The 13996-nt window shown below is 40.5% G+C and carries 13 protein-coding genes; 1 reads left to right on the top strand and 12 read right to left on the bottom strand.

The features are described from left to right. Positions 1-93: 93 nt before the first annotated feature. The 3 genes from rpoE to QM469_RS00950 form a co-directional block, all read right to left on the bottom strand. Positions 94-669, bottom strand: a complete 576-nt coding sequence (rpoE, locus tag QM469_RS00960) for a DNA-directed RNA polymerase subunit delta (RefSeq protein WP_322741485.1) — start codon at positions 667-669, stop codon at positions 94-96. Positions 670-961: 292 nt separating this feature from the next. Next, positions 962-2161, bottom strand: a complete 1200-nt coding sequence (locus QM469_RS00955) for an ABC transporter permease (protein WP_315639494.1) — start codon at positions 2159-2161, stop codon at positions 962-964. Further along, positions 2158-3051, bottom strand: coding sequence for an ABC transporter ATP-binding protein (locus QM469_RS00950; protein ID WP_311523577.1), 894 nt, complete (start codon positions 3049-3051; stop codon positions 2158-2160). Before QM469_RS00950 ends, QM469_RS00955 begins: the two co-directional genes overlap by 4 nt. A gap of 327 nt (positions 3052-3378) precedes the next feature. Between QM469_RS00950 and QM469_RS00945 the strand changes: the two genes are divergently transcribed. Next, positions 3379-4284: an alpha/beta fold hydrolase gene (locus QM469_RS00945; protein WP_414275860.1), complete on the top strand. Its 906-nt coding sequence runs from the start codon at positions 3379-3381 to the stop codon at positions 4282-4284. Positions 4285-4403: 119 nt separating this feature from the next. Here the strand turns inward: QM469_RS00945 and pheT are convergent, their stop codons facing one another. The 9 genes from pheT to QM469_RS00900 form a co-directional block, all read right to left on the bottom strand. Continuing rightward, positions 4404-6809: a phenylalanine--tRNA ligase subunit beta gene (gene pheT, locus QM469_RS00940; protein WP_414275859.1), complete on the bottom strand. Its 2406-nt coding sequence runs from the start codon at positions 6807-6809 to the stop codon at positions 4404-4406. Positions 6810-6939: 130 nt separating this feature from the next. Continuing rightward, positions 6940-7986: a phenylalanine--tRNA ligase subunit alpha gene (pheS, locus tag QM469_RS00935; protein WP_315639499.1), complete on the bottom strand. Its 1047-nt coding sequence runs from the start codon at positions 7984-7986 to the stop codon at positions 6940-6942. A 276-nt stretch (positions 7987-8262) separates the two neighbouring features. Further along, positions 8263-8979: an LD-carboxypeptidase LdcB/DacB gene (ldcB, locus tag QM469_RS00930; RefSeq protein WP_315639506.1), complete on the bottom strand. Its 717-nt coding sequence runs from the start codon at positions 8977-8979 to the stop codon at positions 8263-8265. 11 nt (positions 8980-8990) lie between these two features. Beyond that, positions 8991-9452, bottom strand: a complete 462-nt coding sequence (locus tag QM469_RS00925; RefSeq protein ID WP_371559449.1) for an HIT family protein — start codon at positions 9450-9452, stop codon at positions 8991-8993. A 53-nt stretch (positions 9453-9505) separates the two neighbouring features. Next, complete coding sequence (locus QM469_RS00920; RefSeq protein ID WP_311523558.1) at positions 9506-10462, bottom strand: hypothetical protein; 957 nt, start codon at positions 10460-10462, stop codon at positions 9506-9508. 17 nt (positions 10463-10479) lie between these two features. Continuing rightward, positions 10480-11517: a M42 family metallopeptidase gene (locus QM469_RS00915; protein WP_414275858.1), complete on the bottom strand. Its 1038-nt coding sequence runs from the start codon at positions 11515-11517 to the stop codon at positions 10480-10482. 97 nt (positions 11518-11614) lie between these two features. Next, positions 11615-12940 carry a branched-chain amino acid transport system II carrier protein gene (gene brnQ, locus QM469_RS00910; protein WP_414275857.1) on the bottom strand — a complete coding sequence of 442 codons (1326 nt, stop codon included), beginning with the start codon at positions 12938-12940 and terminating at the stop codon, positions 11615-11617. Between the two features lie 166 nt (positions 12941-13106). Further along, positions 13107-13388 (bottom strand): rhodanese-like domain-containing protein, encoded by a 282-nt coding sequence (locus tag QM469_RS00905; RefSeq protein WP_414275856.1) that lies wholly within the window; start codon positions 13386-13388, stop codon positions 13107-13109. Continuing rightward, positions 13385-13975 (bottom strand): uracil-DNA glycosylase family protein, encoded by a 591-nt coding sequence (locus QM469_RS00900; RefSeq protein WP_414275855.1) that lies wholly within the window; start codon positions 13973-13975, stop codon positions 13385-13387. Before QM469_RS00900 ends, QM469_RS00905 begins: the two co-directional genes overlap by 4 nt. Between the last annotated feature and the right edge of the window lie 21 nt (positions 13976-13996).

Here is a 13996-nt window from a genome sequence, read left to right as displayed (position 1 = left end):
TGCATAACTCATTCAAACTAAAAAGTAAAAAGAGGCTGGATCTAGGAAATCGAGACTTGATAGACCGATTCCAGCTCCAACGCCTTTTTATTTTTATTCTTCCTCTTCTTCAGAGTCTTCGTCGTCTTCTTCATTAAGATCGACTTCTTCATCTAGATCATCTGGGGCGATTTCATTGATTTCAGCATCGTAGGCTTCCACTTCATTCTTCTCATCATCTGGATTTTCATCATCATAAGAAAGAGCTGGATCTTCTTCGTATGCATCCTCATCTTCTGGATCATCTGCACTGTAATCAATAGCATCTGCATCACCATCCATAAAGGCGTTGACACGTTTTTTCTTAGCCTTAGGTGCTACTTCTTCATCATCACTTTCTTCAAGAGCAATGATTTCCTCATCGATTTCATCGACTCCATACCATGAACGAAGCCCCCATTTGTTATCTCCAAGTGAGATAAAGCTACCGTCAAAGTTCAACTCTGTGTAGAACAAAGGCAAAGCTTCACGAATATCGCTATTAGAGGTACCGAGATAGTTTTGGATTTCATTAACCAAATCACTAAAATGCATTTCGTGATCACGACCACGGCGTTCCAAGATGGCACGAGCCACCTCAATCATAGATAGTTCACTTTTTTCTTGCCCAGCAAATACTTCTAATTCCAAAGCGTTTCTCCTCATTTTTTACTACTAACGCCAGAGTGGATAAACTCTGATCTCATTTTATCATGTACTCTTTATTGTACGATAATTTTGCCTAATAGTCAAAGGTTTAGGAGAAATAAATGTGAAATATTTCAGCTAATTAATACTCAATGAAAATCAAAGAGCAAACTAAGAAGTTAGCCACAGGCTGCTCAAAACACTGTTTTGAGGTTGCAGATGGAAGCTGACGTGGTTTAAAGAGATTTTCGAAGAGTATAAAAGACCTGGGAGATACACTCACAGGTCCGTGACTTTATTTGTAACTTAAAGCTCGTTTAAAGGTTTTCCAGATCCCCAAATCATCTGTTTGAAGGACCAAACTAGCATACATCCGTCCGATAAAGGCTGTTGCAGTAACTGCAAAAATAACCGTTATAGCAAGCGAAATCCAAGCTTCTAGTCCATTTGCGTAACCATTGATAGCTCTGAATGGCATAAAGAAGGTTGAGACGAATGGGATGTAAGAACCGATTTTCAAAATCAAATTATCCCCAGAAGTTCCTAAGACAGTTACTCCAATGAAACCTACCATAATCAAAAGCATCAAAGGCGATAAGGCCTTACCAGAATCTTCTGGTCGAGAAACCATAGAACCTAAGAAGGCAGCCAAGACCACATACATAAAGAGACTAACCAAGACAAATAACAAGGTATTGATCGAAAATGCTTCTCCCAAGTGATTTAGAATACCTGAATTTGCCAAGATAGGCATATCCTTAAAGAAGAAAATAGCTCCAAGTCCACCTACAACATAAATACCAATATGAGTCAAAATAACTAGAAGTAAGGCAATCATGCGGGCGTAGAAATAATGGCTAGCACGAATGCTTGAGAAGACCACTTCCATGATTTTGGTTCCTTTTTCACTAGCTACCTCTTGAGCAGTGACACTAGCATAAGTAATCAAAATCATATAGAGAAAGAAACCTAGTCCTGCAGCCGCAAAGGTTTGGACCATCTTTTTATTTTCCTTGGCTTCATCAATCTGTTCTGTGAATTGAATTGTTTGAGCCAAGCGTTTTTCCTGTTCCTGAGACAAATTTGCTTCTGAACGGTTGAGTTGGGATTGAAGTTCATTCAACTTAGCGGTCACTGCTAACTTAATGCCACTCTCTAGTGAAGTCTCACCATGATAGACTGCCTTGAGGATACTATTCTCCTGGTCAATGGTTAGATAGCCTTTTATTTTTTCATCCTTGATGGCTTCTTTGGCACTTGCTTCATCCTTATAGTCAAAGTTAAGACCATTGGTCGATTTAAGTTCTTCTGTAACAAGAGGAACAGAACTAACTACTGCTACCTTACTATTTTGAGCCAAGGAAGAACCTTGGAGAACACCAATTCCTCCAGATAGACCTAAAAAGAGGAAAGGCGAAATCACCATAAAGAAGAAACTCCAAGACTTGACATGTCTTAGATAGGTTTCTTTGATTACAACCCACATATTTCTCATACTTCCACCCCTGATTCTAATTTAAAGATTTCATCGATTGTTGGAGCTTGTTGATCAAAAGTCGCGATATATTGACCTTGAGTCAATATTGGGAAGAGTTCTCTACCTGCACTTTCATCATCTAAAATCAACTTCCAACTACCTTGCTTGGTCAAGCTAACCTGTTTGACATGAGGAAGGCTCTCCAGTTCTTCCTTGCTTCGGTCACTTGAAACAAAAAGTCGTGTTTTGCCGTATTGATTGCGGACTTCTTGAACCGGTCCATGCAAGACCACACGCCCATCACGAATCATGAGGATATCATCACAAAGTTCTTCAACATTGGTCATGACATGGTCAGAAAAGATAATGGTCGCGCCACGTTCTTTTTCTTTCAAGATAACCCGCTTAAGAAGTTCGGTATTAACTGGATCCAAGCCACTAAAAGGCTCATCTAGGATAATCAAATCTGGTTCATGAATCAAAGTGATAATCAACTGAATCTTCTGTTGATTTCCTTTTGAGAGACTTTTAATCTTGTCCGTCAGTTTCCCCTTAACTTCCAGTTTTTCCATCCATTGAGGGAGTTTTTCTTTGATTTCCTTGGTGTCCATGCCTTTTAGGGTAGCCAAGTAACGAACTTGTTCAAGGACTGTCAATTTAGGCATAAGACTGCGTTCTTCAGGTAGATAACCAATGCGAGCATAGGTCTCCTGACGAATGTCTTGACCATCAAGCTCAATCTCCCCTTGATAGTCTAAAAATTTCAAAATACTGTGAAAAATAGTTGTTTTCCCAGCTCCATTTTTACCAACCAGCCCTAAAATACGCCCTGGTCTTGCTTGAAAGTCAACACCAAACAAAACTTGCTTAGGCCCAAAACTTTTCTCTAGATTTCTTACTTCGAGCATCATCCACCTCCGAAATTTATTGCACTCATTATACTCCTTTTTGATAGCATTTACAATGATTTATGTACATTTTTAAAACTTAATTTCAAGAAGGATATTTACTGGATAGGAACTTTATTGGCTCATCACCAAGCATTTTAGTCCTCCAGATTTTAAGTGATAAATTTATTATACTCATTTCTTGATAAATCCGTTGGCTATGTCCTCAAATGTTCATTTTCAGTCCTGAATTGTTACTACTAATCTTCATCATCCTGCCTAGCTTATCGTGCTATTTTATGGTATATTTTTGATAGACTATAGATTATCTTAGGCTAGGAATCTGATATGAAAAAAAGACTTAAACTCGAACCAAACAACAATAACTTAATCATTTGGGAAGCTGAACAGCCAAAAGCCATTCTTCAGCTTGTACATGGCATGGTAGAATACGTAGAACGATATGAAGAATTTGCTCTAGCCATGAATAACGAAGGCTTTACTGTTATCGGCCATGATCATCTCGGCCATGGTTATACTGCTCAAAATCCAAGTCAACTCGGAGTCTTTCCTGAATCTCCCGAGGAACTCATCGATGATATTGAAATAGTGACCTCTTTTATTCAAGAAAGCTATCCAGAACTTCCAATCGTCCTTCTAGGGCATTCTATGGGTTCTCTTATGTGTCGCTATTATGTAGCCAAACGAAAACCACCTATCAATGCCTTGATTATCATGGCGACTGGTCAACAGCCTCAATTTCTGACTCGATTCGCTCTCATCCTAACAGAATGCATTCGACTTATAAAAGGGAATAAACACCGTAGTAAACTCCTGACCTATCTATCAACTGATAGCTTTAATCGAACTATTAAGCATCCTAAAACATCTGTCGATTGGCTCTCAAAAAATGAGGAATCCAATCATGCTTATCTGAAGGATCCATTCTGTCAATTCATACCTACTATTCCCATGTACAGAGCCATTTTTTACTTCTCTAATCAAGTAGCGAGTAAACAAGTGATCGATGAGATTCCAACCCAACTCCCAATTCTCGTGATTTCAGGACAAGAAGACCCTCTAGGCGAAAATGGTAAAGGTATAGAGAGATTTGTAAAACTCCTAAAGGCTTCACATTCGAAAGTAAGCCTTCGATTAGTTGAAGAGGCTCGTCACGAAATTCTAAACGAAATCAATCGACAAGATACTTACCACTTCTTAGCTGATTGGATGGCAAAAAACATCGATGTCTGATCATCTTGTAACACTATTAAAAAAGAGTTATTTCTCCGTCAATTTGATTCAATCATCAGGCTAAAACTTGATGATTTTTTCTACTAAAAAATCCATCCCTAGGGATGGATTGAAAATTTTTAACGCACTTCTGCATTCACTTTTTCTTCGAGTGATGCTTGGATTTTTTCCATGTAGCGTGCGACTTCTTCGTCGGTTAAACTATCTTCTGGATTTTGGAAGGTCAAGCTATAAGCCATAGACTTCATTCCGATACCCAGTTTTTCACCTGAGAAGACGTCGAAGAGTTTGATATCTGTCAAACGTTTCACGCCTGCAGCTTGGATAGCGTCCACAACTTCTTGGTGAGTGACTTCTGCCTTGAGGAGAAGGGCAACGTCACGACTGACTGCTGGGAATTTAGTAATTTCCACAAATGGTGTGGCTGGTTGAAGGGTTTCTTCAATAGCTGAAAGGTTAAGCTCAGCTACATAAGTCTCTGGAATATCGTAAGCCTTAGCCGTCACAGGGTGCACTTGACCGAGGAAACCAAGAACTTGGTCCCCTAGTGAGATCAAGGCTGTACGTCCTGGGTGGAGGCTAGTGATTTCAGAGGTTGCTGTATAGGTCACTTCAAGACCCAAGCGAGCAAAGAGGGCTTCCAAAATTCCTTTGGCATAGAAGAAGTCAACTGGAACAGCTGCAGTTTGGAAGTCTTTTTCAGCGACTAAACCTGTCAAGGCAAAGGCAAAGCTGTTGATTTCAGTTGGCAATTCTTCTTTTGGATTACCAGTTTGCTCGAAGACTTTTCCAATCTCATAAAGAGCCAAGTTTTTATTCTTACGTGCTACGTTGTAGGCAACTGTATCAAGGATACCTGAAACCATATTTTGGCGGAGAACTGAACGGTCCACAGTCATTGGCCACATGAGCTCTGTTAAGTTGCTTGGCTGAATCGTAAATTCAACGGCTTTTTCAGGAGTTGTAAGAGCATAGGTGATAATTTCTGTCAAACCTGCTCCCTCAGCGATGGTACGAACTTGACGGCGGAGTTTTTGTGTCGCAGTCAATTCACCAGCTGTTCCATCATCTTTTGGAAGACTAGTTGGCAAGCGGTCATAACCATAGATACGAGCGATTTCTTCAAAAAGGTCCGCTTCGATAGTGATATCCCAACGGCGACGTGGAACGCTAACTGTGAAGGCTTCTGCATTTCCAGAAAGGCCAAAGCCAAGACGACGGAAGACATCCTCTACATCTGCGTAGGAAAGCTCTGTACCAAGGACACGATTAACGTCAGCAAGAGTTGAAGAAACTTCTACATCAGATGTATCCAACTGGCCTGCTGAAACAATGCCCTTACGCACGGTCGCACCAGCCAATTCAGCAATCATACTTGCTGCTGCATCAAGGGCTTCATTAACGGTTGCCACATTGATACCTTTTTCAAAGCGTGAAGATGATTCTGAGCGAAGGTTGAGACGACCACTTGTCTTACGGATAGATTTGCCATTGAAGATAGCAGCTTCAAGAACTACACGAGTAGACTTTTCAGAGATTTCTGTAGCTTGTCCACCCATAACACCTGCAAGAGCTACTGGTTTATCAGCAACAGTGATCACTAAGTCATTTGTTTCCAAGTCACGCTCTTCACCGTCCAAGGTTACCAATTTTTCACCTTCACGCGCTTCACGCACACGGATCTCGCTTCCTTCAAAGGTATCGAAGTCAAAGGCATGCATCGGCTGACCAAAGTAAAGCAAGATATAGTTGGTCACGTCGACCACATTATTGATTGGACGGATACCTTCGTTCATGAGAAGGTTTTGCAACCATTGTGGACTTGGTGCGATGGTCACATTATCCAAGATACGAGCAGCATAGTAAGGCGCCTTGTCTGTCTCAATGCTGACAGAAAGAGCATCGGCTGCAGCTTGGTCTGTTTCTGTTAAGGTAAATTCTTTAAAGTTGACTGCCTTGTCATAGATAGCGGCTACTTCGTGCGCTACCCCACGCATAGAAAGAGCATCTGCACGGTTTGGCGTGATAGAAAGTTCGATGATTTCATCATCCAAGTCTAGGTAAGAGAATACTTCCTCACCTGGAACGGCATCTTGAGGCAAGATTTGGATGCCATCTGCGAATTCCTTTGGTACAACTGAGTCAGAAATCCCCAATTCACCAAGTGAGCAGATCATTCCGAGAGATTCTAAACCACGGATTTTCCCTTTTTTGATTTTGTAATTGTCAGCGATACGAGCTCCCGGAAGAGCCACCATGACCTTGATGCCTGCACGCACATTCGGTGCACCACAAACGATTTGACGGGCTTCTTCTTCGCCAACGTTAACCTGACAAACATGGAGGTGAGTTTCTGGCACATCTTCGCAAGACAAGACCTCACCGACGACAATTTTTGAGAGACCAGCAGCAGGTGAGTCGACACCTTCTACCTCAATCCCTGTAGTTGACATTTTCTCAGCCAACTCTTGTGATGGCACATCAATGTCCACCAATTCTTTTAACCATTTGTATGATACTAACATAATTCTGATCGTAAGATCTCATCAATCGAGACCTTTTCAATTCCTTTCTTTTTCTTCGAGTAAGCTCTTGCCATTTCTCACCGAGAGGAAATGACTAAAACTGTATAGGATTGTGTTTCAGGTTTCAAGCTTATTTAAACTGTTCTGAGAAGCGGACATCTCCTTGGTAGAATCCACGGATATCGTTGATTCCGTAACGAAGCATAGCTACACGTTCTTGTCCAAGACCAAAGGCAAAGCCAGAGTAGACAGTTGCATCGATACCACTCATCTCAAGGACACGTGGGTGAACCATACCGGCACCCATAATCTCGATCCAACCAGTTTTCTTACATACGTTACAGCCGCCTCCTCCACACTTAAAGCATGAAACATCAACCTCAACAGAAGGCTCTGTGAACGGGAAGTAAGATGGACGCAAACGGATTTGGCGCTCTTCACCAAACATTTTTTGTACAATCAACTGGAGGGTTCCTTGAAGGTCAGCCATAGAGATGTTTTTCCCAACAACCAAACCTTCGATTTGGTGGAATTGGTGACTGTGGGTCGCATCGTCCGTATCACGACGAAACACACGTCCTGGTGAGATCATTTTCAAAGGACCTTTAGAGAAATCATGAGCATCCATTGCACGCGCCTGAACTGGAGATGTGTGGGTACGGAGCAAGATTTCTTCTGTGATGTAGAAAGTGTCCTGCATATCACGGGCTGGGTGGTCTTTTGGAAGATTCATACGTTCAAAGTTGTAGTAGTCTTGCTCCACTTCAAATCCATCCACAACTTGGTAACCCATACCAATGAAGATATCTTCGATTTCTTCACTAGTTTGTGTAAGAACGTGACGGTGACCAGTCGCAACTGGACGACCTGGAAGTGTCACATCGATGCTTTCACTTGCTAATTGAGCTTCCACTTTCTTTTCTTCCAAGAGCTTAGCTGTTTCTTCAAAGGCAGCTGTTAGGACATCACGAGCCTCATTGACGTGTTTTCCGATAACAGGACGCATTTCTGCTGATACGTCCTTCATCCCTTTGAGGATTTCAGTAAGCGACCCTTTTTTACCAAGGACAGAAACACGCAATTCTTGCATCTCTTTTTCATTTTCAGCAGTAATCTGCTTCAAGCTAGCTAGCGTTTCTTCACGAAGCGCTTTTAATTGTTCTTCAATAGTTGACATAATTCCTCCATCAGTCTCTCGTAGATAAAAAGAAAACCACATGCCAAAAACTCCATTCGGAGCGTTGACACGCGGTACCATCCGTTTTTATCTGACAAGTCAGACCTTTATTTCTGAATCCATAGGCAAGTGAATTCACCCAGCTTTCATATAGAGAGCTTTCAGTCACGGCTCTCCTCCCTGATATACTTCCCCTGAGATACTAGTCTTGCAGATTCCTATTTAATTATTATTCATTTTATCAAATTTTAAGTAATCTTGCAAGATGTTTTGCGACTAATCAACATAGTCTCCACCTTCAAAACCGTAATACTCTTCCAAACTGAGGCCACTTGCTGCAATTTCTTTGGCTTCTTTGCCAACATAGCGAAGGTGCCATTCTTCAGCCATATATCCTGTTTCTTTTTCCTTACCTTTAAGATAACGAACTACAAAGCCATAGTCAGCAGCATGATCCAAGAGCCATTGAGCTGCTTTTTCTTCTGTCACTAAGTCTCCATCTGTGCCGATAAGGTCGAAAGCAAGACCAGTTTGGTGTTCACTATATCCAGGTCGTGCAGAATAGCGGTCAGCCTCTGCCTTTCCGTCTTGATTGACATAATCTTGATACAATTTAACCTGAGTCTCATAACTTCTAAATCCACTATAGTGGTCGCTGATTGGGAAACCTGCTTGCTGCATAGCTGCAATAAGTTTCAACAGTTCTGCCTTAGCGGTAGGATTTTCTCCTGGATTATAATCTTTAGATAAGGGATAGTGTTTATTAGCGATAACAATTTCATCGTACTTGCCTTGAATGCTATAGTAATCTCCCTTATTGACCACTTCCGCTTTCTTTTGACTAGCTTCCTGAGATTTACTTCCCGCGGTTCCTTCTTGTACAGTCTTTTGCTCTGAAGAAGCTTTTGCGTCAGAAGTTGCTGGTTTTTCTTGCGAACAAGCCGCCAATGTTAGGGCTAGTAGTCCAGACAAGATAAGGTATCTTTTTTTCATGATTTATCCTTTCATATGATAACTTTATCCAATTCAACGGATAAAGTTTGGATTAAGTTTTCTAATTGTTTCGGTTGCACTTGGCAATCTTCTGCTGCCATTTCTTCCCAAGGAACCCACCAGACTGGACCACGACCATTAAGACCGTGCCCCTTCATATCACCCTCACGTCTCGGAAAAATATGCCAGTGGGCATGGGCATCCTCATTTCCAAGCAACTCTACATTCATCTTTTCAGCAGAGAAGGCTTTAGAGACAGCTTCCTGAACCATACTCATTTCCTCTAAAAAACGAAGTTTAACACTTGGATCTAGATGATGTAGTTCTGTGACATGTTCCTTTGCTAAAAACAGAGTGTAACCTTCAAAGTACTGGTGGTCACCAATCACAACATAGCCTGTTTCTAATTCCTTGACAAAGTAGGGATTATTACCAGACTTGATGAGTTCAATTCGTTGACAGATGAGGCACATAAGTTTCTCCTTTCAACTCTAAAAGGGTGTGATTAAGGTCAAAGAGTCGGTGTTTATAGGTCATCATTCCCCTCCCTCTTATCTTTATGAAATAAAATCTTAATCTTATTTAAAAATGGAATAACTTTAAAATAATTTCTTAAGCGTCTCTCACTTAACTTAGGTCCCTGTAGTTTTCTATATTCTTCGATATAAATTGTAGATACTTTACCAATTTCACTTTCCCCGAAAATAATAGCTTTTGAAATTACTTCACCAAGACTTAGACAAAATGAAACCATTCCAACAAGCAGAGCAATAAAAGAATTATTATACAAATAATACGCTATTCCAGCATCAACTGCGGCAATAACGAAAAGGAGTACTGTAATGCGTATTTCAGATTTTCTATCATCGCTTTCATTAATACTCAATTCTGGGAGTAAAAAAATTAAGGTTACAATAACAATCAACCAATAAGCTAATAACAAAGAGAATCCAGTGGGTTGTTCGATAAAACTCTTATACCCAGAGTATATGAAAAATAGCTGAAGTAATAACATCGCATACTGAAATAAATTAAACCATATTTTAGCTGAATTTATGAGCGGAATATTATTTTCTACTTTAATATCTAGTAATCGTTTAGAAATTTGTATCCGATGAGCTAGTTCTTTTAAATCTTCTATTTGAAGTATTTGAGAAGCAAGTTTTTTCTCTATAATTTCTATTTGATACCACACATATCCATCATCTTCTATCCACTGATATTTTCCAAAAGTTTTTATTTTTCGTCCATACGGATTAATTTTTTGAGAAATTTTAAAAAGTAGTTTTTCTAAATCTGGATTAGTAATTCCTTTATCGACCAGTTCATCAGCATAAACAACTAGTTCTTTAAAGTTTTCTTGTTTATTTTCATACACATACTTACGATAGTCCTCTTTTTTCTTTTGAAAATAAGCATACAAACTCGAAATCAATCCTGTTATTATAGCAGGCGTTGCTATTTGTTTCAGTATTTCATACATAGTACTTTATCGACTCTTCAGTCCACCAACCCACTCTTGAGATAAGCATCCACCATACGCTCAGTAGCCACTACAGAATCAGTATGAGTACGCTCGTATGAGTGACTTGACTCAATACCTGCTCCTAGAAGAGCGTGCTTAACCTCTGCTCCAGCTGACATCGCTGCAGAAGCATCAGAACCATAAAATGGATAGATATCTAGTTTGAATGGAATGTCTTGCTCTTTTGCGAGAGCTACCAAGTGTTGACGGAATTCATAGTGGTAAGGACCAGAAGCATCTTTAACACAGATAGACACTGTGTACTCGTCTGTCTGCTGATCATCTCCCATCGCTCCCATATCCACAGCTAGATATTCGACAACTTGACTAGGGATGCTTGAGTTAGCACCATGCCCCACTTCTTCAAAGACTGAAAAGGCAAAATGCGTAGTGAAAGGAAGTTCAATCCCTTCCTCTTTGTAGACTTTGAGGAGATTAAGGAGAATAGCTGCGCTGACCTTGTCATCCAAATGACGAGACTTGATAAAGCCTGTCTCAGTCACGACAGTTCGTGGGTCAAAGCTGATAAAATCACCAACCTCGATACCGAGTGCGCGTGTTTCTTTTTCATTAGTCACTTTTTCGTCCAAACGCACTTCCATATTGTCCTGTGTACGTTCCGCAGTTCCAGCATCTTTGTATACGTGACAAGAAGTTTGATGGATCAAAATCGTACCTGAAACAGTTTTCCCTGTGCTAGCTACATGGACCGTGCAGTTTTCGCCTTCAATCATGTTCCAAGGATAACCACCGATACGGTCCATCTTGAGACGACCATCTGGTTTAACAGCGCGAACGATAGCTCCCAAGGTATCCACATGGGCAGTTACATAGCGTTGCTGCTCGTCATTTTTACCTTTAATGGTAACATTAACTCCCCCCTTAGCCGTGCGGACTGGTTGGTAACCTAGTTTTTCAAGCGTCTCAACTAAATAATTCGTAATTTCACGCGTAAAACCTGTTGGTGACGCAATAGCAGTAAGTTCTTTGATATATTCTACAGTTTGATTCATTTTTTCACCTCTTTTGCTACCTATTATAACACATTTATCATCGGATAAAAAAAGAAAATCACTCCTGTAGACTTAGCTACAAAAGTGATTTTAGTGATTATTCCATTTCAAAAGCTTCACTTTCTTGTTTATTTGGAAGAACAAGAGAAAGTAGAATACCGATAATAGCTGGTACCAACCATGGCAGAGAAGCCTCCGCAAATGGTAGAGCGTTCACGATATTTGCAAGGATCTCAACTTTAAAAGTAGATCCTAAAACACTTGCAATAGCAATGGCTGTGACAATACCAACCGTTAATTGCATTCCTGGTTTTGAAAGAGCAACAAACTTGTTCACAATCACAATCATGACAATGGCAATCGTAATTGGATACAAAATAACGAGAACTGGTACAGAGTACTTAATAATAGCACTCAAACCAAGATTTGCAATAGCAAAACCAATCAAGGTAAAGACAGTCGCATAAACCTTGTAGCTGACTTGTGGGAAACGTCCGTTAAAGAACTCGGCAGTTGATACAATCAACCCTACAGTCGTTGTAAAGCAAGTAACGGTTACCATAGCCGCAAGGAAAAGCTGAGCAGTAGAACCAAAGATTTCTTGAGTCGCTTGAGACAAGATATAAACTCCAGGAGTTCCACTCTTCATTGCTTCTTCTGTTACTGGGAAATGATTGCCCAAGAAACCTAGACCGATGTAGAGAGCACTAAATCCGAGTGCTACAACGATTCCAACAACCCAAATGGTTGAAATGTACTCTTTCTTACTTGAGAAACCAAGTTGTTTCAAGGTTTGAACTGCAATCACACTAAAGGCAACAGAAGCAAGCGCGTCAAGTGTATTGTATCCTTCAAGGAAACCTGCACCAAAGGCGGAAGCTTGATAAGCTCCTGAAGCTGCTTGTGGTGCATTCCCACCATACTTGAAAGCTCCAAGGATAACCAGAATAACAATTAAGATGGCAAAAACTGGAGTCAAGATTCGACCGATACGATCCAAGATTTTTGAAGGATTCAGCGAGATTAGGTAGGCAGCTACAAAGTAAAGAATGGTGAAGACAATCAAACCTAAACCTTTATTTGCTTGATCCAAGAGTGGACTAATACCAACTTCAAACGATGTCGTTGCTGTACGAGGGATGGCAAAGAATGGGCCAATCGACAAGTACAAAACTGCAAGATAAATCGTCGCGAACCATGGAGAAATTTTCTTAGAAATTTCATAGATATAACCCTTTGGATTAAGGGTTCCAATGATCAAGGTTAGGACCGCAATCCCAACACCTGAAAATACAAATCCTGCAATGGCAGGGAGGAAGTTTTCTCCAGACTGTGCGCCTAGAGTTGGAGGGAAAATCAAGTTACCTGCTCCAAAAAATATTCCAAACAGGAGTAATCCTGTTAAAGCACCTTTTTTAGCCATAAACTCTCCTTATTAAAAATAAAATACTTTCCTAGTATAACATGATTAAAGGCTAGAAAAGGCTGTCACGAAATAATTCTAAAATGTTTTCAATTTTCCGAATTTTAATGCAAAAAAGATCCTTCGAACCCTTCCAATTTTTAAAAGGTTTCGAAGGAAATTTTTCTTATTCTAAGGCATCCATGCCACCTTGGACATTTGTAACCTCATAGCCTTGTTCTGCTAAAAATTGACAAGCGCGTGCCGAACGCATTCCCGATTTACAAATTACATAGTAATGATTATCTTTGTCTAGTTGTTCATAAGTATCTGCCAGTTGACTAAGAGGGAAATTACGAGCACTTTCTAAATGAAGAGCCTCAAATTCCTCTACTTCTCTCACATCCAACACAGAAAGCGACTCTTTCTGGTAAAGTTTGTAAAAATCGTTAAAAGTAATTTCTTTCATTTTTCTTCTCCGAGAATTTTTTGGATTCTATCTTTCAAATTAGGAAGCACCTCTGCCTCAAACCAAGGATTTTTTTTCATCCAAATTTGGTTGCGTGGTGAAGGATGCACCAGAGGGAAATAATCAGGCAAATAATCCTTGAACCGATGCACACGGTCTGTCACCTTGCCACTAACTTTCTCATGTAGATAGTAGGCTTGAGCATACTGACCAATCAAGAGTGTTAATTGAATATCTGGCAATTCCTTCAAGAGTTTTGGATGCCATTTTTCTGCAAAACCTGGACGAGGTGGCAGGTCACCCGATTTCCCATGACCTGGAAAGTAGAAATCCATGGGCATGACTGCAAAGTAACCTGAGTTGTAAAAGGTGTCTTCATCCACACCCAACCATTCGCGCAAGCGGTCCCCACTTTTATCCTTCCAGTATAGCCCTGCTTCCTGGGTTTTGAGACCAGGTGCCTGACCAATGATATTGATACGAGCTGTTTTTGGTGCTGCAAAGAGTGGCTCGATGCCTTGCTCAGTATAGCTGGTATTCTGTGGATCCTCTATGATAGCTTGCTTGATTCTTTCGATTTGAGACATTTTCTCCTCCAAAAAGAAGTC

Source organism: Streptococcus infantis, assembly GCF_047464215.1.
Lineage (GTDB): Bacteria > Bacillota > Bacilli > Lactobacillales > Streptococcaceae > Streptococcus > Streptococcus infantis_P.
This window is presented reverse-complemented; position numbering and strand designations above follow the sequence as displayed.